Consider the following 20,559-nt stretch of genomic DNA (forward strand, 5'->3'; position numbering starts at 1 on the left):
ACTCCGTTAAGATTTCCGAATAAGAGAACAAACAAAGAATCCGTCAGAATCATAATCATCGGGATAAATTTGGACCATGTCACTGTCAGGGTTAAGGTTTCGTTCCGTCTTGGTTTTTGTCACTTCAAAGTTGGGATTAGCCGCAATGAACTTCTCAATAACGTCCTGATTTTCTTGTTTCACAATCGTACAAGTACTATATGTAATAGTACCACCAGTTTTAACTTTTGTAGAAACCGCATTTAAAATTTGCAGCTGAATGTTGCTCAACCGGTCAATATCGGCAACTGTTTTGTCATATCTAATCTCCGGCTTTCGACGCAGGAGACCCAAGCCGGAACACGGTGCATCGACGAGGACTGCGTCAAACATGCCATCTTCGAACTTGCTGTCAACTTTTCTGGCATCCAGCTCAAATGTTTCCACGTTCTTGTACACGCCAAGACGCGTGGCATTTCGCATGACGGTCTTGAGTTTGTTTTTATGAATATCCAGCGCAAATACCTTGCCGTCGTCAAGTCGACTTGCAATCTGGGTGGTTTTGCCGCCAGGTGCGCTACAGGCATCCAAAATCGTATCGGTGGCGTTAATCGTCATTGACTCTACCGGTAGCATGGCACTTTCATCTTGGATGGTTAACAAGCCGTCCTCAAAGAAATCGCTATGGACAATTTGGCCGTCATTAATGATGATCCCTTCACTTGAAACTTCACTGGGCTCCGCATCAAACCCATTTTTAGCCAGGTCTTCCAAAAGATGATCACGTGAGATCTTGGCCGTATTTGTGCGAACGGATTGCTTGGGGGCTTTGTTGAGGGATGCAAGAATCGAGGTGGTCTTTTTGTCGCCCAACTGTTGTTGCAGCATGTCAACCAGCCAGGTTGGAACACTGTATTCAACGGATAAGCGGGTCTTTTCGTCTTGAATATCCGCTAACTTTGGCGTGCCCTTACGATCCATTTGATGCAAAATGCCGGTCACAAACCTTCGCGTGCCGTCATGGCCCATCACTTTGGCAATTTTGATGGTTTCATCAAAGATCGCCCGTTTGGGAACCCGATCGAGATACTCAAGCTGATACATTGCGGTATAAAGCAATTCTTTGACCCAATTTTCAGTCTTTTCGGGGTCGCGCAAAAATGGGTGCAATTGATATTCAAGTGTTAATCGATGTTGAATAACACCGTACACAATGTTGGTAAACAGTGCTTTATCAGCTGCCCCCATTGAAGTTGATTGAATGACTGCATTAATTTGTAAGTTGGAATATGAACCGTTACTGGTTCGAACCAACGTCATGACAGCCAGTTGGCGAGGATTATTTGTTGTATATTTCATTTATTTAATCACCTTTTGGCCAACGGTAAGCGTCTGACCAATCCCATTTAAGTAGTCTGTAATTTGTTGCTTTGGTTTGCCGGCAGGCTGAATCTCCAAAATTGAAAGGACAGTGCCCTTCCCAGCGGCTAGATACAAATGATGCTTATCTTTGGCAACCACAGAACCGGGGCCCAAATCTGTTTGCTGGTCGCTGACCTCAGCCTTCCAAATTTTGGTCCGTTTGCCGTTGATTTCGGTATAAGCAACCGGATCCGGACGCAGTGCCCGGACTTTGGCATTGACCATGAAGGCAGTTTGATTAAAGTCTAATGCCTCTTCTTCCGGCTTGATGTTCGGTGAAAAGACGACTTCATCTTCTATCTGTTTAACCGGCTGAACGTCTCCAGAGAGCACTTTTGGCAAAGTGTCGAGCAACAAATCCCGCCCAACCAAGCTTAATTTTTCAAACATTGATTCAGTATCATCATCGTCAGCGATCTTAACGGCCTTTTGTGCCAAAATATCGCCGGCATCCATTTTTTTGACCATGTAAATCAAGCTGATGCCGGTTTCCTTATCGCCGTTCATAATGGCGTATTGCACAGGAGCGCCACCTCGATACTTGGGTAACAGTGAGCCGTGAACGTTAACGGCGGCCACTTTCACCGCATTCAGCATCTTGGACGGCAAAAATTGACCGTATGCGGCAGTCACAATCAAATCCGGATGAAAATCGATCACCCGTTGCATTTCCGGGCTGCCACTTAATTTGTCCGGTTGAAAAACGGCGATTTGATTCTTAATGGCAGCTTGTTTGACCGGGCTTTGCTGAATTTGGTGCTTTCTGCCGACCGGCCGATCAGGCTGAGTCACGACACACAAAATATCATAGTGATGATCAATTAATCCTTGAAGAATTGGAACTGCAAACTGCGGCGTTCCCATAAATACTACAGTAGTCAAAGTAATCGTTTCCTTTCATCTTTCGTTACATAAAATCAAGCGGTTCATTATCAATCGCAATTTGAATTCCCCGCCGCTGCTTTTTTTGCGATTGGACAAGAATGTCATCCAAAGCGGCTTTAAGGTTGGGTTCCTTCCGATATTTGATAATAATCTGGTAGTAGTACTGGTTATTAATCCGGGTGATCACCTTAGGGGTTGGCCCTAAGATAATCGCGTTGGAAGATAACTGTTTCTTTAAAAAATTCAGAATACCAAACATTTCGGAAACCGTCTGATTTTCACTGGCAGAATTTCCGGTCAGTTTCACGGTAAAGTAATACGGTGGATACTTACCGTCATGGCGGATTCGCATCTCAGTGGCGTAAAACTTCTCGTAATCTTGCGTTTTTGCCAACCGAATGGCGTAATGATCAGGATTAAACGTTTGGATGATCACCTCACCGGATTTATCCGCCCGCCCGGATCGTCCCGATACCTGGGTGAGCAGCTCAAACGTCCGTTCACTGGAGCGAAAATCCGGAAACTGGAGTGCCGAATCAGCATTCAATACACCGACTAACGTCACCTCAGGGAAGTCCAGCCCCTTGGCGATCATCTGCGTTCCCAACAAGATATCAGCTTTGTGGGCGCCAAATTGATCAATAATGGCTTCGTGGGCGCCCTTCTTGCGAGTTGTATCGACATCCATTCGCAGGACCCGCGCGGTCGGAAACAGATTTTTAACCTGTTCTTCGAGCTGCTGGCTGCCCATTCCGTAAAACCCGATCCGCTTACTGTGACATTGTGGACAAACGGTTGGAATCGGCTCTGTGTGACCACAGTAATGACAATTTAACGTGTGGGTATCTTTGTGCATCGTCAGCGAGATATCACAGTTGGGGCATCGCGGCACGTAGCCACAGTCCCGACACATTAAAAATGCTGAATACCCCCGCCGATTGAGCAGCAAAATAATTTGTTCGTGCTTATCCAGTCGGACTTGAATGGCATCCTTTAATTGAGTCGATAACGCTTCATGGTGCTTGGCCATTTCGATTTTCATATCAATAATTGAGACATGAGGAAGTGCCTGCCGGTTAATTCGATGTGGTAAGCTCAACAGCTCATAGACCCCCTTCATTGCCCGCGCACGGGATTCTAATGATGGGGTGGCACTTCCCAGAACAACCGGACAATGATTGTATGCGGCGCGCCATTTGGCCACGTCTCGGGTCTGATACCTTGGGTTATCGGCTTGCTTATAACTACTGTCGTGTTCTTCGTCCATAATAATTAAGCCGATATTTTGAAGCGGCGCAAAAATTGCGGATCGAACACCCACGACCACTTTTGCTTTGCCGGTGTTAATCCGCTGCCATTCATCGTAGCGCTCACCACTTGACATCGCGCTGTGAAGCATTGCAACTTGATCGCCAAACCGGCTGCGAATCCGGCCGACAATCTGAGGGGTCAAGGTAATTTCCGGAACCAGCATTAAGGCCGTTCTTCCCAGACTCAAGGCGTGGGCGATCGATTGCAGATAGACCTCGGTTTTTCCGGATCCGGTAACCCCTTCGAGCAAGAAGACTTGGTCTTTTTGAGCGGCAATCGCTTCATCGATCGAAGAGACAGCCGCCTGCTGGTCGGCATTTAATTGCAACGGCTGACTTTTTTTAGCCGGGCGCATAAATGGATTGCGGATATGTCGCTTTAATTTGGCGACCACCCAACCTTTAGCTTCGGCATTTTTAAGCGTTGACGACGTAATCCCCTTTGAAGCCAAGTCGGAAACTAAAAAAACCGTATCCGGCTGTTGCTTAATAAGCGACAACAATTTGAGTTGGCCCACCGCATTTTTACGGACCGTTTGGCGGACCTCATCAACTTGTTTTGCATTCAGATTACCTTGATAGGCTTTAAGCATGATTGGCCGCGCGTGGTTCGTCAAATCATATTCAACTTGGATATCACCGTTTTTCTGGCCTGCTAAAATCTTGCTCAACGTTGCATTGTCGTATTGCTGCCGGTTATAGTCAATTTCTTGTTGGCCGTGAAATATTTCTGGGAATTGGTCGATCACCTGGCTATTTTGGGCGATTAATTTCTTTTTATTTTTTGTCCGCATCCCACCGGGAAGCATTGTCTGCAGACAGCTGATTTGAAATGAGTACGTTTGGTCAGCCAGCCATGAAGCCAAGTCGATCAACTCAGGATTGATGACCGGTGAAAGGTCCACCAGAGAGGCGATCGGCTTTAATTTGCCGTCATAACTGGATTCATCGGAAATGCCAACTACAAACCCGGTAATTTTCCGGTTACCAAAAGGAACCTGAACCCGCATTCCAGGCTCGATTTGATCAACTAAGTGATCCGGAATCGAATAACTATAGGCATTATTGGTTTGGCGCGTTGGCACGTCAACGATAATTTGTGCAACCTGCAAGGCAGATTCTCCTTTCGCTAGCTTTTGAATTCTTCAGCGACTATTTCAATCAACTGGTCGGCGACTTTTTGTTTGCTTTCAACAGGCGTTTTCACTTGCCTGCCGTCTCCAAACAAAAAAGTGACCTGATTATTGTCAGAATTAAAGCCGATACTGGTTTGTGAAACGTCGTTGGCCACAATCAGATCCAGCTTTTTAGATTGAATCTTTTTTTTAGCGTTTTTGATTAAATCATTTGTTTCAGCCGCAAAGCCAATCATCAATTGGTTCGCCCGCTTAGTGGGTGCAAGGGTTTGAAGGATATCTGGATTACGGACTAATTTCAAAGACATTGTTTGGTTATCAGCAGTTTTTTTAATTTTATGATCAACGACTTCTGCTGGCCGATAATCCGCAACAGCGGCAGCCATCACCAAAACATCGGCATCCGAGAATTCACGTTGGACGGCTTCAAGCAGTTCCGCTGCAGTTTGTACTTTGACTAAGTGAATGCCCTCAGGCGCTTCAAGTGTCGGATTAGCAGCAATTAAGGTCACATCGGCACCGGCACGTTGAGCTGCCTTGGCAACCGCAAAACCCATTTTCCCTGAAGACCGATTGGTTAAATATCGGACCGGATCCAGTGGCTCGCGGGTGCCACCAGCCGTCACGACAACTTTACGACCCTGCAAAGGTCCCGTGGGTGCCTGTGAGTGCTGATTAACATAAGTGAGGATTTCGTCTGGTTCGGGCATTCGGCCGCGGCCGGAATACCCCTCTGCCAGGAAACCGGCTGCCGGGTCCATCACATGAATCCCAGCTTGTTTTAACGTCTCAATATTTCGTTGCGTCGCACTATTTTCGAACATATGGCTGTTCATTGCCGGGATGACAAAGATGGGCGCCGTTATCGTTAACAAGGTTGACGTCACCACATTATCGGCAATTCCGTTGGCCATTTTAGCAATTGTATTAGCAGAAGCGGGTGCCACGATTGCCAAATCGGCGTGATCTGCCGTGTAGACGTGCGGAATGACCGCAGGGTCCGGACTGGCAAAGTCATTGGTTAAGACATGCTGCTTACTGACCGTTTGAAAAGCCAGTGGCGTTACAAATTGTTGAGCGGCATCACTCATCACGACATGAACCTGATTGTGATTCTTAACCAACAATCGAGCGAGCGTCAATGATTTATATGACGCAATACTTCCAGTCACAAACAACGCGACATTTTTATTTTGGAACATCTTTTCACCCCGTTTCAGATTTCATCTTTTATTGTACCAAATCTTGAGTAGATAAAAAGCAGAGACCTTTCAATAATCAATGGACCAAACACAAAGGGACCGGGTACAAAACGGATGTTTTGTCCCAGTCCCGATGGTTGAATTCCTAATCGAAATCTTTTTCTTTGGGGTCAATTTTCAAAACGCCGGCAGAAATTTCTTCCAGTGCTTTTCCAACTGATTTTTGTGACTTGTAGCTATCAAGTAATGGCTTTGCACCGGAATCTAATTCATGCGCGCGTTTACTGGCAAGCGCAATCAAAGAATACCGGGAATCAATTTGATCCAAAAGCTTATCAACAGATGGGTAAAGTAACATATTATTTATCTCCTAACATTGATTCATAGTCGGGCATGACCCGAGCAACTTTTAATCGTTCACTTTTAATAATTGACTTGATTCTGTCAACGGCCAAAGGAACCTTGTCGTTTAAAACAGCGTAATCATAGTTTCGCATCATACTGATTTCACCAACGGCTTTTTTAACCCGCTTGTTGATGACGTCCATTTTGTCGGTTCCACGACCGACCAGACGATGCTTTAGTTCCATTAAATCCGGCGGCGTTAAGAAGACAAACACCGCGTCGGGGACGTTTGCTCGAACCTGCATTGCACCGTTCACTTCGATTTCGAGGAAAACGTCTTTGCCGGATTCCAAAGTCTCATTGACGTATTTTAACGGCGTCCCGTAGTAATTATCAACATATTTGGCATACTCGAGCATTTCGCCGTTTTGGATATTTTCTTCGAATTGCTCTTTTGAGACAAAGTAATAATCGACACCGTTTTTTTCGCCGTCACGCGGTTTTCTGGTTGTCATCGATGTTGAATATTCAAAGTCAACATCCGGCTCTTCAAATAACGCTTTTCGTACCGTTCCTTTGCCAACTCCGGACGGTCCGGATAACACAATCAACATTCCTCTTTTAGCCATCGAAAAAATCCCTTCAATTATTTGTAGTACCCATTATTATCGCCCTTTTTAGCTGATTTGACAAGCCCTTCGAACTGTTTGGTCCAAATTGAGCGGATTTTAAATTAGGGGTTGCACTTTAGAACGAATGTTCGTATAATAAAAGCACAAACAAACGTTCGGGGTGAACAAACATGCAGAATAAACAATCCTACTTTTCAGAAATAACCAAAACATTCAAAGACAACTACGACCGCTTCTTCGAAATCGTTAGAGATACCCATCAAATCAAACAAATGCCAACTTTCCAGTTGAATTATTTTATTGAGCAGACACTTGAAAACCATTTTCCAATTACGATTGAATTTAACGACCAACTCGAAGAACAGTCCGGATATCTCCGAAAACTTTCCGATGACCGTTACTTACTGACTTCCGATGACAATCGGTTGAGTCGAATTGTCACGATTGCTGAAATTAAGGCAATCAAAAAATATTAATCAAGTTAACTGTAAGGGGGCCCGACATTTTTACCGGGTCCCCTTTTTATTGTGGACTTTAAAGAGTGAAGGCTTACTTAAACGTCAGGTGACGTCCCGGTTAGCATCAATTCCTAATTTTGGCCTTTTCTTCGTCCGCGAGCTTTAATAACTCACCGGCGTGTTCCTTGGTTAATTTGGTGATGGCGGTCCCGGAAAGCATCCGTGATATTTCAGCAACACTTTGAGATTTTGACAGTTCAGTAATTGTCGTGGTTGTCCGGTTATCTGAAATTTGTTTTTGGATAAAGTAGTGGTGATCACTCATCGCTGCAACCTGTGGCAAATGTGTAATACATAATACTTGAGATTTTTGCGAAATCGTATAGATTTTATTGCCAATCGCTTGGGCCACTCGTCCAGAAACACCCGTGTCGACCTCATCAAAAATAATCGATGTCACACCGGCCGCTTTGGCAAACATGGTCTTTAAGGCCAGCATAATCCGTGATAATTCACCACCAGAAGCTGATTTGACCAACGGAAGCATCTTTTCACCCGGATTGGTTTGAATATAAAATTCAACCCGTTCTGCTCCCAGCCGGTTCAAAACCCGATTTTGTTGGATGTTGACTTCAAAAACCGCCTTATCCATATATAAATCAGCCAGCTGCTTATGGACCGCTGTTTCCAACTTCTTTGCAAACTGTTGCCGAATCAGGGTAATCTTTTGGGCATCCTTGATCAAATCCTTCTTGATGCCCGCCAACTGTTTATCCAAGTCATCGTTGGCCTCAGCATCCCCCGACATCTGTTTGAGTTCTTGTTTAATCTTGGCCAAATATGCCAAAATCTGTGAAACCGAGTCCCCATATTTGTGCTTTAACTGATAAATCGTACTCAGCCGCTGTTCAACTTGATCGAGTCGATCCTGATCAAACTCCAAGTTACTCAATTGATCAGAAATCTGACTGGCAACATCCTGCAACGCAAAAAAAGCGCCGGACAGATTATCTGAAATTTGCTTGTACTCCGGATCAAGGTCTTCAATGTCTTGCATCGAACTCATGGCGGTTCCGATCGAATCAATCGAACCACTGACATCCTCATCGCCATTGATGCCCTCGTAACTGGCTAAAAGCGCATCGTGGATCTTTTGAAAATTATTTAAACGGTCCCGCTCTGCCGCTAAATCAGTATCCTCGTTTTCATGAAGATCGGCAGCTTCAATTTCTTTGATCTGGAATTTGAGCATGTCGACTCGCTGAGCCCATTCCTTCTCATTTTGGTGCTTTTTTTCGTTCAAATTACGAAGTTTGATAAACTGATCGTACTTTTCTTGGTAAGTGGCTAAAATTGCGGCCAACTGGTCTTCAGCAAAATCATCCAAAAGTTGAATGTGCCGTTCGGGGCGCATCAATTCTTGATGATCGTTTTGACCCTGGATATCGACAATCGTTTCACCAATTCGTTTTAACGTCGCAATATTGACCATGATGCCATTAACCCGACAGCTATTGCGGCCGTTGGCGAAAATCACGCGCTCAATAATGATCGCGCCATCACTATGGTCAATGCCTAAATCATCCAACACGTCATATGTCGGATTGTCATTGTGAAGAATGAAGTTACCCTGGATGACGGCTTTGTTGGCGCCGGTCCGAATCAGATCATGAGAACCCCGACCGCCAACGAGTAGTCCGACAGCATCGATGATAATGGATTTTCCAGCGCCGGTCTCCCCGGTCAAAACGGTCATGCCGGCTTGAAAATCAATATCTAAGTGTTCAATAATTGCAAAATCAGTAATTGATAATTCAAGTAACATAAATAAACCTCTCAGTGATCATGAATTTGTTCCAAGCATGTTATTAATCTGATCACGAATCGTTATCGCATCGGCATCTGTCTTACAAATAATCAAAACCGTATTATCGTCGCCAAGTGTTCCAAAAATACCACTATAATTCATTTGGTAAAGCAAGCTTGAGATGACCGGACCGCTTCCGGGTAATAATTTCATATAAACAAATTTGTCTTGAGAATCAACGGAAACAAATGAATCTCGAACTGTTTGCACCAGCTTTTTTTCCGTGTCGATATTTTTTTGTGTCGGCAAACTGTAGCGATAACCACCGGTTACAGATGGCACCTTTACCAGCTGCATATCCTTAATATCTCTGGAAACAGTCGCCTGGGTGACCTTGATTCCCTGATCTTCCAGAAGTGAAACGAAATCTTCTTGACGCTGAATATTATTACTTGTCAGCAACTGTTTGATCAGTCGCTGCCGCTCTTTTTTACGCATAACGCCACCCCCCAATAATTAATTGAATAAAAATACAAGATTATCCTTTTAATTCAGAATAAGCGTTCTCAATCACTTTTTCAATCGAAACTTTTGCAGACATCACTGGATTTTCAACCGACTGAAGTTCGACCAGAAATTCAATGTTGCCAGCGCCGCCCTTAATTGGTGAATAATCAAGTTTTAAGACGGAATAGCCATTTTCAACCGCAAAGTTCAAAATCTTTTCCAGCACCATCCGATGCACTGCTGAGTCGCGGACAATGCCGTGTTTGCCGACATTTTGCTTTCCCGCTTCAAATTGCGGCTTGATGAGGGCGACGACATGACCATTGTCCTCAATGATTTCTTTAAGCGGCGGTAAAATTAATTCGAGTGAGATAAAGGAAACGTCTATTGACGCGAACTGTGGCCGGCCATGGGTAAAATCGGCCAACTTGCTGTACCGAAAATTCGTATGTTCCATTACAACCACTCTGGGATCTTCTCGGAGTTTCCAAACCAATTGGTTGCTGCCAACGTCCAAGGCGTAGCTTAACTTAGCACCATTTTGCAGCATTACGTCCGTAAAGCCACCGGTAGATGACCCGATGTCGAGCACGGTAAGCCCTTTGACGTCAATGCCAAAAGTCGTGAGTGCCTTCTCCAGCTTCAAACCGCCGCGACTGACGTAAGGCATTGGCTTGCCTTTTAAATGAAGGTCTGTGTCCACCGGAATCTTCATCCCCGGCTTATCCAGCCGTTCTTCATTATCCCCAAGAATTTCGCCGGCCATCACCGCCCGTTTGGCCCGTTCGCGGGTATCAAACAATCCTTGTGTCACTAATAATACATCGACCCGTTGTTTTTCCATTTTACTTTTCGTCCTTATTTTTAAAATAACCGCAAAAATCGTCCAACAGTCCTGTATCAATTCCAAGCTCCGTTTGGGCCTGTTGTAACGCCGCTTCGGCATCTTGGACCGTCTGGGCCAGCATTTCATATGACCCATCCAATCCCAGTAAATTGGGGAAGGTGTTCTTCCCGGCATCTTGGTGGACCGGCTTTCCGATTTGGGCTTCTGTTCCCACAACATCTAAAATATCGTCATAAATTTGGTAAGCTTCCCCAAACTTTTCAGCAAAGGTCAATAATGACTGCTGCTTTTCGGGGATGACTCGACCCATAATCAAACCGGCCTTGACGGCATAAACGATAAGCGCACCGGTTTTGTTCCGGTCTAATTTTCGTAATCCTTCAAGCGGTAATTGGTGGCCAACAAATTCAATATCGTCGGCTTGACCGGACGCCATTCCGTGAGGGCCGGCAGCTTTTGACATGGCTAAGGCTAACGCTGCTTGGGTTTGACTATCCAAGTCGTTGTCGACTAACCATTGAAAGGCAAGGGATTGAAGGGCGTCTCCCGCTAAAGTCGCCATTCCGGCCCCAAATTTGACGTGATTAGTCGCTTTGCCACGACGCAAATCATCGTTATCCATTGCTGGCAGATCATCATGAATTAATGAATAAGAATGCATTAACTCAAGGGCACAACTCGTTTTTAATAACGTGTGGTCAATTTGATCTCCGAGACTTGTGATAACGGCTAAAGTAAGTAATGGTCGCAATCGTTTGCCACCAGCATTCACAGAATAGCTCATCGCCTGGGTTAACGTGGCCTGATCAGAATCGGCCGCGATTTCTGTTTCAAGGACCTGGTTAATTTTGGGTATCCATTGGCGTTCAAAGTCAGTCAGCTTGGTTGGCATTTTGATCATCCTTTTCATCTTGAGGCGTCTCAAAGTCGACTTCATTGCCATCTTTATCCATCATTTTAGCCATCGTATGTTCGGCCTTGGTGAGGGTGTCTTGGAGCTGCTCGCTCAATTGAATACCGACTTTAAATTTATCCATCGATTCTTCCAGGGAGACATTTCCCTGTTCCAGCTGGTTAACAATTGCCTCCAGCTCGTTCATTTTTTCCTCGAATGTTTTGTTATCTGATTGTTTGTCAGCCATGTTAATTCTCCTTTTTTGGATGAATGTCGTTAACGGATGCGTGAACAGTCCCATCGCTAAAATGGACGTCAATTGTCTGACTGTTAAGGTCAGAAACGCGTTTAACAAATCTGCCCTTGTCATCCGTTGTGTACGTATACCCTCTACTGAGGATTTTCAATGGGCTCAAGTGGTCAAGGGACCCCACCAGCATCTGATAGTGCTGGCGGATATTCTTGAGGTTTTGCGTGGTCGATCGACCCAAACGGCCTTGAAGTGTCGTTAAGCGTTGCTGTTGTTCTTTAATCGTATAAGTCGGTGCAACTAATCTCAAGCGCATTTTTAAATCGGCAAATTGCTCTTTGCGTTTCCCCGTAATCTTATCCGCTTGGTTGTATAATCGCTGTGATAACAAATCCAAGCGTTGCGAAAAGGTTTCGTAAATTCGCTGCGGTGACGTAAACACGGTTGATTGTTGAAGCCGTTTTAGCCGTAATTTATCTTCTTGAATCACCTGATAAGCCGCATTGATCACCCGATTTTGGGTGGTTTTGAGATCAACTAACACCTGATCCAACCGCGGTACCGCCAGCTCAGCCGCAGCCGTTGGTGTTGCGGCCCGAACGTCAGCAACCAAGTCAGCAATTGTCGTATCGGTTTCGTGTCCGACAGAAGAAATGACCGGAACTTCGCTGGAAACGATTGCTCGGGCGACAATTTCTTCGTTAAAGGGCCAGAGGTCTTCAATCGAGCCTCCGCCACGTCCAACAATCAGCGTGTCAAAATTGCCGATTTGATTGACCCGTTCGATCTGGCGAACGATATCGGCGCTGGCTTCAGTTCCTTGAACCAAAGCTGGAAACAGCACGATTTGTGCAATCGGATATCGTCTTCGAACCGTTGTGATGATGTCTCGAATGACCGCACCACTGGGTGACGTCACAACCGCAATTCGCTTCGGAAATTTAACCAATGGCTTTTTGGGCAGTGTAAAGAGGCCTTCAGAAGACAGCTTCTTTTTTAACTGTTCGTAAGCCTGATACAGCTGACCGACGCCATCCGGTTCCATTTGTTCAACATATATCTGATAGCTTCCAGTTGGCTCGTAAACAGAAATGTGGCCAACGACCAGGACTTTCATGCCCTCTTCAGGCGTAAATTTTATGCGGTTGAACGCTGATTTGAACATAATTGCGCTGATCTTGGCGTTATCATCCTTCAAGCTAAAGTACTGGTGGGCATTTGGCCTGAGTCGGAAATTAGAAATTTCCCCAGTGAGGTATACCTTAGATAAATACGGATCAACATCGAATTTTCTTTTAATATATTTTGTTAAGGCGCTAACAGTTAGATAATCATTGGTCACGTTCAAGGCTCCATTCTGCTAAATCAACAGTTTGCTGCATCAATGTCGCAATGGTCATTGGGCCGACACCACCTGGAACGGGCGTGATGTAAGACACTTCATCAAATAAATCATCGTAGTCAACATCTCCTACCAGATGACCGGCTTCATTAATATTTTGACCGACGTCGATCACCACAGCTCCGGGCTTAACATCGTTTTTGGTCAGTGTGTGCAGGCTGCCGGTAGCCGAGACAATGATATCAGCCTGCTTCGTATACTGGGTAATATCTTTTGTCAGGAGGTGAAGAATTGATACGCTGGCACCGGCATTTAACATCAAGGCGGCCATTGGTTTGCCGACAATCGCACTTCGACCAATCATCACGGCATTCTTACCCTTTAAATCAATTTGATATTCGTCAAACATCGTCATAACACCCTTAGGCGTGCAGGCAACCGGATATTTCGTGGTATCGTTTAAAAATAACTTACCAACATTAACCGGATGAAAACCATCCACGTCTTTTTCAGGCAGGATGGATCTGGTAACTAATTTTTCATTAATTTGTTTTGGAAGCGGATCTTGGACTAAAATTCCGGTGACTTCCGGATCTTCGTTATACTGACGGACGACGTTCAATAATTCTTCTTGAGAAATACTTTCAGGAAGTTCCTTGACGATCGACCGAATTCCCAATCGTTCAGCTGTGCGGTGCTTATTTCGAACATAACGCTGGCTCGCAGAATCAGTTCCCACAATAATGACAACCAGCTCCGGTGTCATTCCATGTGCTTGCTTTAGCTTTTCAACACGTTGACTCGTTTGCCCGTTTAATTTCTTTGCAAGTGCTCTTCCGTCAATAATCGTTGCCATGTTTGAAACCGCTCCTTTATATTTTCATCTTGAAATCATATGTACAAAAAAATAGATTTACACATGTGTAAATCTATTTTACCAGTTCTTCTAAAGCATGTGACAAAATCCCGTTAACAAATTTTCGTGAACGGTCATCACTAAATTTTTTAGCCAACTCGATTGCTTCGTTGATTGAAACCTTGGCAGGAAGGTCGTCTACGTAAATCATCTCGTAGAGGGCAATCTCCAAGATAATCAAGTCAGTTCGGGCAATCCGCTCTAAAGACCAATTGGCAGCTAAATACTTTTTAATTGTTTGATCAATCTCAGATTTGTGTTCCAAAACCCCGGCAATTAAGTCATGTAAATAGGCTGGGTACTCGTCACCATACTGACCGCTTGTCAAAACCTGGAAGAAGTCCTTCCAATCGGTTTGATCATTGGTATTTAAGGCAAAAAGTGTTTGGAACGCAATTTCTCTGATTTGGTGTCGTGTTAATTCCACTATTCCTCACCATTTTCTTCTTCGTCGGCAAAAGGATTGTTGGGATCGACCGTACTGGTTGTCTTTTCCGGAACGACTCCTTGCACGTGAACGTTGACTTCAGTTACTTTTAAGCCGGTCATAAACAACAGCTGCTGTTCAACTTGGCTTTGAATTTGAAGTGCAACCTTTGGAACGGAAACGCCATAGTTTAGGTAAACATAGACGTCGACCGTTAATTCTTCGTCATTATAAGTTAAATTAACGCCCTTACCATGTTCTGTCCGACGTCCCAAAAGTTCGTTAACACTGGTTGAAAATGAACCACGCATCCGATTTACGCCGTCAATTTGTGACGTCGCAACACCAGCAATGATTTCCAACACATTTTGAGCAATTTCAATCTTGCCGAGAGCAGAATCATTTGAATGAAGGGTAATATTTGTGTCTTCAGCCATTTTAAAGCCTCCGTTTCAGACCAATCGGGTGCTTATGCACGTGAAATGTAAGTACCGTCAGTTGTGTTGATAACCAGCTTGTCGCCCTGGTTCACAAAGAATGGTACTTGAAGTGTCAAACCGGTCGTCATTGTTGCAGGTTTGGAACCACCAGATGCCGTATCACCTTTGATGCCGGGTTCTGTTGCAGCAACTTCAAGGGTAACGGTGTTTGGAAGTTCAATTCCCAAGGTTTCGTTTCCATATTGGATGACTTGAACAGCCATGTTTTCTTGAAGGTAGTTCAGTTCACTCTTAATTTGTTCAGCTGGAATGGAAATTTGATCATACGTATCCATATCCATGAAAACGTGTTGATCGCCATCAGCGTAAAGGTATTGCATCTTTTTGGTGTCAATTTGAGCCTGTTCCATCTTAGCGCCTGCGCGGAAAGTCTTTTCTTGAACAGCGCCAGTTCGCAGGTTCTTAAGCTTTGAACGGACAAATGCACCACCCTTACCAGGCTTAACGTGTTGGAAACTCAAAATTCTCCAAATTGCGTGATCAACCTCGATGGTTAATCCATTCTTAAAATCAGCAGTTGAAATTGCCATTGTTGTTCCTCCTAAATGTAAAGTAACATACATTGATTATATAATACTTTGAGCCTAAATATCCAATTAAATCGGCTGTGTGATTCCGGACAATCAAAAAGCTGGGATGCAAAACATGTGTTTTGTCCCAGCCTCCTGATTGATTCAAAATATAATGGGTTATTTAGCAGCTTCAGCAACTGGATAAACTGAAACCTGACGCTTGTCGCGTCCTTTTCGTTCGAAACGAACAACTCCATCAACTACTGCAAACAATGTATCATCGTTACCACGCTTAACATTGTTACCTGGGTAGATATGAGTTCCACGTTGACGATAGATGATTGATCCACTGTGAACTGATGAACCGTCAGCAGCCTTCGTACCTAAACGACGACCAGCTGAGTTACGACCGTTGGCAGTTGATCCACCACCTTTATGGTGAGAGAAGAATTGTAAATTCATTGCTAACATTGGTTTACACCTCCAGATTGAATTGATTTATTTTGCTGTATTTAACTTAATATACTGACTATAACTTGTTGCGATGTCCGCCATTCCGTTCTCGAAAGTATTCAAAACTGCATCAGCCTGAATGCTTTTTTTAGAATCCAAAACGATCGGGACATCAACCGATAAGTAACCGCCATTCTTATCATCACTATCAACATCAACGTCCAAGCCAACAACTTCTTGAAGGCCATTGACTGTGGTAATGCTTAATACTGAAACGGCAGAACAGACAATATCTTGTCCATACTCACCGGCATCGGCATGGCCGGTTATCGTAAATCCGCTAACGTGGCCCCGATAGTGCTTAATGGTAGCTTGAATCATTTATCAGTCACCTCAAAGACATTATGCCTTGATTGAATCGATAACAACCTTTGTATATGGTTGACGATGGCCCTTCTTTGAACGTGAGCCCTTCTTTGGCTTGTAACGGAAGATGGTAATCTTCTTTTGACGACCCTGCTTTTCAACAGTTCCAGTTACTGATGCGCCATCAACTAATGGTGTCCCAACTTTAACTGAATCGCCACCGACCATGACAACTTGATCAAAAGTAACCTTTGCGCCTTCGTCTGCATCTAATTTTTCAATGTAGATTGCATCGCCTTCGGAAACCTTGTATTGCTTACCGCCTGTAGTAATAACTGCGTACATATCTTGTGCACCTCCTCATAAATTTGCTTAGACTCGCCGAAACCAAGCGCCCCAAACAGTATTGGGAACTTCATAGCTCGAATCGAGCGGTTGTAGCTGTGGAAGCCACAATTACAACGTTACTAGTATACATAATCGTTGCCAGTCCGTCAATAGGAATGTTGATTGGCATAAAAAAACAACCGCTACCCACGGCTGCTCTTTTATTTTCGTTGAGCTAAATGTTTGCCATTCTCCCTTATGGATGTTGAAGAATCGGTAAAATACTGAATAATTCCACAGACAATGAAAATAAATACAATAAAAATTACAAATCCCACAACTTCCACCTCCTATAGGTGTACAGCTNTCCTATTTTCAACGATTCGGTTCAATTTTTTACATCAAATTTTGGTAAAACTTAATAAAAATGCAATCTTTTTAGCCAATTTATCATGAACTTTGAAACAATTCCTACGAATACAACGATTAAACATTGACTAGGAAGTGAATATTTCATATAATTGTTAGTGTTGATTTGTCGCAATAGCTCAGCTGGATAGAGCAACGGTCTTCTAAACCGTAGGTCGAGAGTTCGAATCTCTCTTGCGACATCAGACCCCAAAAGGCCTCGGAAAAAATTAATTTCCGAAGCTTTTTTTGCGTTAACTGGGATCTTTGTTCTACCCCCTTCACGAGAGCAGAATACCCAACGATCCCTCATATCGTACTAAGAGATAAATATCTTTAAACGTAATTTGGGGGTATTTGATCAATTTTATCCGACCACGGTCAAATAGATGCTAAGTCGCTTAGATGGCCATTTTAAAGTTTCAATATTTTCTCGTTGGAACACATTGTACTTATAATCTTTTTTGCAAAACTTTAATCGCTTTGTTTGTAGTTATTTAGATTGTGTTTCCTTAGATACTTTTTTAGGCTTATGGACATTTTTGTTATTCTTCGGGATAGGCTTCTTTTTAGCAGGCTTCTTTTTGACGGCTTTTCCTACAACAGTAGTTTGTGAAACAACAGTTACGCCATCAGGAACGATATCCTTACCATCAGGTACCTTCATTTTTGTGGCTGACGTAGTAGTGCCTGATAATCCGACTATTAACCCAAATAATAATGCAGCAAGTATTACTTTAGTAGGTTTTCTCATGACTCTTCCCCTCACTTTACTTTATATAACGATGATCAAAAATAAAATTAATAATCCACTATTTGAATTAGCTCTATGATTTGAGAATATTTAAAAGTATTCCTAGAATCGTTATTCTTACAGTCTTAATATGTTCCTCCATAGTAACATTCCCTTTTTATTATAGTCCTTGTGAGACTATACACCAAGATTTTAAAACTATATCTGAAACTTAAAAGCTGATAATTACGCTAAAGGCATGCGATTATTAACTTTCATGTTTCAGTGTAGAAAAAACTGGAGAATTTTAGGCAACTTCAAACCTGCTTGAGATGATACCACCAATCCTTAGTCAAATGAGGTTGGTGGCATTTTTTGTTTGGTCAAAAAAATTTCTAATTCTTCTGTTGCCCACTCTCTTTTTCAAAAATTGGATCAAAAAGTGGTCAACGAGATTAGAAAAATATCTTCATCGCAGGTTACATAAAAAGTTCCGAGACCAATCACGGTCCCGGAACTTTTTTATCAATCTACCTAATAATCGTTTTCTTGCCGATTTTGATTAATGTGATTTTTATCATTGAATGCGGTCTCGATTTCATCTTCGGTGTAGCCAAAATCCACTAAACCAAATTTTAAGAACAGCCGCCATGAGTGGTTGAAGCTGTCGCCGCTGTGATTGAAATAAGCATCAAACAGCATTCGCTTCATCGCAAGATACTGCTTATCCAAGTTGTTTTCCTTTTTGGACTGCTTAATTTTTTCAATATCATCTTGAGAATTAAGGACAAAATGGTTCCAGTTTTTTAAGTTGGAAATCAGGAGATAAAAGTCCATCGCATCCACATATTCATAAAGTAATGTCTGCCTTGGCGTTTTATCGGGATCCTGCTTGCCACGATGAACTTTCCAAACCTTGAACCATTCTGACGTGTTAGCCATCTCGGCCAATTCCACATCCAGGGCAACAAAAGCATTCTTAACCCGTCCGTCATTGGACCAATGAAGCTGCTTTTTAGCTTCAATTTCACGGTTAAGATAGACAGACGATGCGATCAACGCTTGTAAATCCATTAGTTAGCTCCTATCCAAAAATAAACTTGTTTGAGAGAATCTCTAGCTGCTTTTTATTGTCGAGATACCAGTCTTTGATGAACGGATAGTCCAGCAATAAGTACAGCCAGCTTTCCTTTTGATCTTCATCATGAATGGTTGCGCCCCATTTTGGACGATCACTGTCACCAGCGTTATAGACGCTTAATTTAGTCTGATTATCCAGTGTCAAATTGGCGCCACCCCTTTCACCCGACATCAAAATGTAATTATTGTCGGCTGATTTGACAAACAGTTCATCCAAAATGGATTCTGGCACTTCCCCGGCAGCAAATTCATAAAATTCGCCGTTGATTCCATCCAAAACATTGAAATCAATCTTAAAGCCAAAGTTTTCCTTCAAGGCCTCTGCAGCCTGCATCATGACGGATAAAGCGTCTTTGAGCGCTGAGATGTCAAGCCCTTCCAAATCGACAACAAAGTAGTCAATCAATGCAGATCCGTGAAACATGAACTCTTTGGTTTTCAGATTTAAGTAAAACAAGGGCCGATTGTGTGCCGTTGGACCGAAAAAGAACCCTGATTCGTTTTTAGTTGACTTTGTGAACGTAAATGTGTTGTCACCCAACGAAGCAAACTTGCACAAGAGTTTTTGTACGTGTTCAGAATTACTAATGGCCAAGCTATCGTTGTTATCAGACAATTTTAATAATCGCTCGAAAAAGATTAACTGGACATCTTCATCCGAGAACTGGTGTGGAAATTCAACATAGTCGGTATTTAAATGAAAATTAGTCAGCTTAAGGGCTGCGTCTAGTAATTCGTTGGTATCGGTCGTTTTGTTAAGCTGCTTAAATGCTGCCACGTAATGCGTTCCGTTATCCAAACCGGCTTGAATGGCATCCGTGTATGTTGACAGTAATTCAGTTGTTGTTAACACTTTTTTAGGTGCTTCATTTATATCATTACTCACCGTCACTCACCTGCGTTTCTTTGCTCAAGCTCTGCAGATATTTGGCGTATAGATGATTGTTATTATCAATAAACGCTTCAAAACTGCCAAACGAAGCCCGAATATTTTGTTTCTCCAAATTATAAATTGTCTCTTCTTTTGATAAGGCCAAAATTTGATTTTCATTCTTCTTGATTTCTGCGCGGCCATCTGAAGCCTGCTCGTCAATTTGGGTCAATTGCAGCAAAGAATCTTGGAGTTGTTGGTGTTCTTCCTTCACTTTTCCAGCTTCCCAAGGCATTGGAGATTTTTCTTCATTCTCCTTGAGTTGCTTTCTAATTTGTTCTTTTTGCTGATCACGCTTGGCTTGATCCTCAATTAATTGAGTGAGCTTTTGGTTTTGTTCCCCTAATTGACGCATCTGATCATCGTTAACCCGCTTATTTTGAGCTTCCAACTCAAATGATTTTGTCAATGTTTCATATTCATCTTCAGCGAAATTAAAGCGGACGTTAATTGCGTCCAATTCGCCAAACATCCGGTGATCCCACCAATTACCGAAATAAATATTGAATTTGCCAAGATCGTACTCGTGGTAGTAGAAAAATGGATATGTAACCCCTAGGTAGTCAATTAATTGATTGCTCAAGTGATGGCTGAGTTCGGCCTTTAAATCTGAAGCCAGGCCAAAATAATTTGGTGTCGGTTCACCGGGTTCTTCGCCCTTAACCTCAGTCGCAAACCGGTTTGGATCCATTAGCTCATAGATTTTTAAATCGTTGCCACTTTTAATCGATTCGTTCAGCTCATTAAGATAGGTGATTTTCTGGCTAAGTGCAGATGATAACACCGAATCAGTTTGGCTGAATGGATCATTTTCAGTTTTTTTGTCCAT

At 43.2% G+C, this 20,559-nt stretch carries 24 protein-coding genes, 1 tRNA gene and 1 other annotated feature; of the genes, 2 read left to right on the forward strand and 23 right to left on the reverse strand.

The features are described 5' to 3' along the window. Positions 1–6: 6 nt before the first annotated feature. From rsmB to gmk, 6 genes are all read right to left on the reverse strand, one after another. Positions 7–1,338 (reverse strand): 16S rRNA (cytosine(967)-C(5))-methyltransferase RsmB, encoded by a 1,332-nt coding sequence (gene rsmB / locus FC51_RS01825; RefSeq protein WP_057909090.1) that lies wholly within the window; start codon positions 1,336–1,338, stop codon positions 7–9. Beyond that, a complete protein-coding gene (gene fmt, locus FC51_RS01830) occupies positions 1,339–2,283 on the reverse strand; it encodes a methionyl-tRNA formyltransferase (RefSeq protein ID WP_057909089.1) in 945 nt (314 codons plus the stop codon). A 25-nt stretch (positions 2,284–2,308) separates the two neighbouring features. Continuing rightward, positions 2,309–4,708 carry a primosomal protein N' gene (gene priA, locus FC51_RS01835; RefSeq protein ID WP_057909088.1) on the reverse strand — a complete coding sequence of 800 codons (2,400 nt, stop codon included), beginning with the start codon at positions 4,706–4,708 and terminating at the stop codon, positions 2,309–2,311. Positions 4,709–4,725: 17 nt separating this feature from the next. Beyond that, positions 4,726–5,934, reverse strand: coding sequence for a bifunctional phosphopantothenoylcysteine decarboxylase/phosphopantothenate--cysteine ligase CoaBC (gene coaBC / locus FC51_RS01840; RefSeq protein ID WP_057909087.1), 1,209 nt, complete (start codon positions 5,932–5,934; stop codon positions 4,726–4,728). Positions 5,935–6,079: 145 nt separating this feature from the next. Next, positions 6,080–6,292: a DNA-directed RNA polymerase subunit omega gene (gene rpoZ / locus FC51_RS01845; protein WP_057909086.1), complete on the reverse strand. Its 213-nt coding sequence runs from the start codon at positions 6,290–6,292 to the stop codon at positions 6,080–6,082. A gap of 1 nt (position 6,293) precedes the next feature. Beyond that, positions 6,294–6,908: a guanylate kinase gene (gmk, locus tag FC51_RS01850; protein ID WP_057909085.1), complete on the reverse strand. Its 615-nt coding sequence runs from the start codon at positions 6,906–6,908 to the stop codon at positions 6,294–6,296. Between the two features lie 173 nt (positions 6,909–7,081). Between gmk and FC51_RS01855 the strand changes: the two genes are divergently transcribed. Further along, a complete protein-coding gene (locus FC51_RS01855) occupies positions 7,082–7,387 on the forward strand; it encodes a hypothetical protein (protein ID WP_057909084.1) in 306 nt (101 codons plus the stop codon). Positions 7,388–7,493: 106 nt separating this feature from the next. Here FC51_RS01855 and recN read toward each other — a convergent pair whose 3' ends face one another. From recN to rplU, 13 genes are all read right to left on the reverse strand, one after another. Further along, on the reverse strand, positions 7,494–9,194 hold the full coding sequence (gene recN / locus FC51_RS01860; protein WP_057909083.1) for a DNA repair protein RecN: 1,701 nt from the start codon (positions 9,192–9,194) through the stop codon (positions 7,494–7,496). A gap of 18 nt (positions 9,195–9,212) precedes the next feature. Next, positions 9,213–9,674, reverse strand: a complete 462-nt coding sequence (locus FC51_RS01865; protein WP_057909082.1) for an arginine repressor — start codon at positions 9,672–9,674, stop codon at positions 9,213–9,215. 40 nt (positions 9,675–9,714) lie between these two features. Continuing rightward, positions 9,715–10,527 (reverse strand): TlyA family RNA methyltransferase, encoded by an 813-nt coding sequence (locus FC51_RS01870; RefSeq protein ID WP_057911132.1) that lies wholly within the window; start codon positions 10,525–10,527, stop codon positions 9,715–9,717. A gap of 1 nt (position 10,528) precedes the next feature. After that, positions 10,529–11,422, reverse strand: a complete 894-nt coding sequence (locus FC51_RS01875; protein ID WP_081037505.1) for a polyprenyl synthetase family protein — start codon at positions 11,420–11,422, stop codon at positions 10,529–10,531. Further along, positions 11,403–11,672 carry an exodeoxyribonuclease VII small subunit gene (locus FC51_RS01880; protein WP_057909079.1) on the reverse strand — a complete coding sequence of 90 codons (270 nt, stop codon included), beginning with the start codon at positions 11,670–11,672 and terminating at the stop codon, positions 11,403–11,405. Before FC51_RS01880 ends, FC51_RS01875 begins: the two co-directional genes overlap by 20 nt. 1 nt (position 11,673) lies before the next feature. Next, a complete protein-coding gene (gene xseA, locus FC51_RS01885; RefSeq protein ID WP_057909078.1) occupies positions 11,674–13,017 on the reverse strand; it encodes an exodeoxyribonuclease VII large subunit in 1,344 nt (447 codons plus the stop codon). After that, the gene (locus FC51_RS01890) at positions 13,007–13,873 is read right to left on the reverse strand and encodes a bifunctional 5,10-methylenetetrahydrofolate dehydrogenase/5,10-methenyltetrahydrofolate cyclohydrolase (RefSeq protein WP_057909077.1); all 867 of its coding nucleotides are present in this window, start codon (positions 13,871–13,873) and stop codon (positions 13,007–13,009) included. The genes xseA and FC51_RS01890 overlap by 11 nt, the downstream gene beginning before the upstream one ends. A 73-nt stretch (positions 13,874–13,946) precedes the next feature. Further along, positions 13,947–14,360 carry a transcription antitermination factor NusB gene (nusB, locus tag FC51_RS01895; RefSeq protein WP_057909076.1) on the reverse strand — a complete coding sequence of 138 codons (414 nt, stop codon included), beginning with the start codon at positions 14,358–14,360 and terminating at the stop codon, positions 13,947–13,949. Continuing rightward, positions 14,360–14,797: an Asp23/Gls24 family envelope stress response protein gene (locus FC51_RS01900; protein WP_057909075.1), complete on the reverse strand. Its 438-nt coding sequence runs from the start codon at positions 14,795–14,797 to the stop codon at positions 14,360–14,362. The genes nusB and FC51_RS01900 overlap by 1 nt, the downstream gene beginning before the upstream one ends. Before the next feature lie 32 nt (positions 14,798–14,829). After that, positions 14,830–15,390 (reverse strand): elongation factor P, encoded by a 561-nt coding sequence (efp, locus tag FC51_RS01905; protein WP_057909074.1) that lies wholly within the window; start codon positions 15,388–15,390, stop codon positions 14,830–14,832. A gap of 159 nt (positions 15,391–15,549) precedes the next feature. Next, the gene (gene rpmA / locus FC51_RS01910) at positions 15,550–15,843 is read right to left on the reverse strand and encodes a 50S ribosomal protein L27 (RefSeq protein WP_014940013.1); all 294 of its coding nucleotides are present in this window, start codon (positions 15,841–15,843) and stop codon (positions 15,550–15,552) included. A gap of 27 nt (positions 15,844–15,870) precedes the next feature. Beyond that, complete coding sequence (locus FC51_RS01915; protein ID WP_057909073.1) at positions 15,871–16,206, reverse strand: ribosomal-processing cysteine protease Prp; 336 nt, start codon at positions 16,204–16,206, stop codon at positions 15,871–15,873. Between the two features lie 21 nt (positions 16,207–16,227). Then, on the reverse strand, positions 16,228–16,536 hold the full coding sequence (gene rplU, locus FC51_RS01920; RefSeq protein ID WP_057909072.1) for a 50S ribosomal protein L21: 309 nt from the start codon (positions 16,534–16,536) through the stop codon (positions 16,228–16,230). A gap of 19 nt (positions 16,537–16,555) precedes the next feature. Beyond that, positions 16,556–16,638, reverse strand: a sequence feature (ribosomal protein L21 leader region). 417 nt (positions 16,639–17,055) lie between these two features. Between rplU and FC51_RS01925 the strand changes: the two genes are divergently transcribed. Beyond that, a tRNA-Arg gene (locus tag FC51_RS01925) sits at positions 17,056–17,129 on the forward strand. A 290-nt stretch (positions 17,130–17,419) separates the two neighbouring features. Here the strand turns inward: FC51_RS01925 and FC51_RS01930 are convergent. The 4 genes from FC51_RS01930 to FC51_RS01945 all read right to left on the reverse strand — a co-directional run bounded on the left by FC51_RS01930 (position 17,420) and on the right by FC51_RS01945 (position 20,559). Then, positions 17,420–17,680 carry a hypothetical protein gene (locus tag FC51_RS01930; protein ID WP_057911133.1) on the reverse strand — a complete coding sequence of 87 codons (261 nt, stop codon included), beginning with the start codon at positions 17,678–17,680 and terminating at the stop codon, positions 17,420–17,422. A gap of 513 nt (positions 17,681–18,193) precedes the next feature. Further along, entirely contained in the window at positions 18,194–18,733 is a 540-nt protein-coding gene (locus FC51_RS01935) for a dUTPase (protein ID WP_057910394.1), read from the reverse strand. Positions 18,734–18,743: 10 nt separating this feature from the next. After that, a complete protein-coding gene (locus FC51_RS01940) occupies positions 18,744–19,685 on the reverse strand; it encodes a hypothetical protein (RefSeq protein ID WP_057910395.1) in 942 nt (313 codons plus the stop codon). Next, positions 19,678–20,559: a hypothetical protein gene (locus FC51_RS01945; RefSeq protein ID WP_057910396.1), complete on the reverse strand. Its 882-nt coding sequence runs from the start codon at positions 20,557–20,559 to the stop codon at positions 19,678–19,680. The genes FC51_RS01940 and FC51_RS01945 overlap by 8 nt, the downstream gene beginning before the upstream one ends.

It is taken from the genome of Lentilactobacillus parabuchneri DSM 5707 = NBRC 107865, assembly GCF_001435315.1.
Taxonomy (GTDB): Bacteria; Bacillota; Bacilli; order Lactobacillales; family Lactobacillaceae; genus Lentilactobacillus; species Lentilactobacillus parabuchneri.

Coding starts and splice junctions, on each gene's coding strand:
- FC51_RS01855 (WP_057909084.1), top strand. CDS start 7,082: ATGCAGAATAAACAATCCTACTTTTCAGAAATAACCAAAACATTCAAA.
- FC51_RS01880 (WP_057909079.1), bottom strand. CDS start 11,672: ATGGCTGACAAACAATCAGATAACAAAACATTCGAGGAAAAAATGAAC.
- FC51_RS01865 (WP_057909082.1), bottom strand. CDS start 9,674: ATGCGTAAAAAAGAGCGGCAGCGACTGATCAAACAGTTGCTGACAAGT.
- FC51_RS01870 (WP_057911132.1), bottom strand. CDS start 10,527: ATGGAAAAACAACGGGTCGATGTATTATTAGTGACACAAGGATTGTTT.
- rpoZ (WP_057909086.1), bottom strand. CDS start 6,292: ATGTTACTTTACCCATCTGTTGATAAGCTTTTGGATCAAATTGATTCC.
- FC51_RS01935 (WP_057910394.1), bottom strand. CDS start 18,733: ATGGATTTACAAGCGTTGATCGCATCGTCTGTCTATCTTAACCGTGAA.
- gmk (WP_057909085.1), bottom strand. CDS start 6,908: ATGGCTAAAAGAGGAATGTTGATTGTGTTATCCGGACCGTCCGGAGTT.
- rplU (WP_057909072.1), bottom strand. CDS start 16,536: ATGTACGCAGTTATTACTACAGGCGGTAAGCAATACAAGGTTTCCGAA.
- FC51_RS01890 (WP_057909077.1), bottom strand. CDS start 13,873: ATGGCAACGATTATTGACGGAAGAGCACTTGCAAAGAAATTAAACGGG.
- FC51_RS01900 (WP_057909075.1), bottom strand. CDS start 14,797: ATGGCTGAAGACACAAATATTACCCTTCATTCAAATGATTCTGCTCTC.
- recN (WP_057909083.1), bottom strand. CDS start 9,194: ATGTTACTTGAATTATCAATTACTGATTTTGCAATTATTGAACACTTA.
- FC51_RS01875 (WP_081037505.1), bottom strand. CDS start 11,422: ATGCCAACCAAGCTGACTGACTTTGAACGCCAATGGATACCCAAAATT.
- rpmA (WP_014940013.1), bottom strand. CDS start 15,843: ATGTTAGCAATGAATTTACAATTCTTCTCTCACCATAAAGGTGGTGGA.
- rsmB (WP_057909090.1), bottom strand. CDS start 1,338: ATGAAATATACAACAAATAATCCTCGCCAACTGGCTGTCATGACGTTG.
- coaBC (WP_057909087.1), bottom strand. CDS start 5,934: ATGTTCCAAAATAAAAATGTCGCGTTGTTTGTGACTGGAAGTATTGCG.
- FC51_RS01915 (WP_057909073.1), bottom strand. CDS start 16,206: ATGATTCAAGCTACCATTAAGCACTATCGGGGCCACGTTAGCGGATTT.
- FC51_RS01930 (WP_057911133.1), bottom strand. CDS start 17,680: ATGAGAAAACCTACTAAAGTAATACTTGCTGCATTATTATTTGGGTTA.
- efp (WP_057909074.1), bottom strand. CDS start 15,390: ATGGCAATTTCAACTGCTGATTTTAAGAATGGATTAACCATCGAGGTT.
- FC51_RS01945 (WP_057910396.1), bottom strand. CDS start 20,559: ATGGACAAAAAAACTGAAAATGATCCATTCAGCCAAACTGATTCGGTG.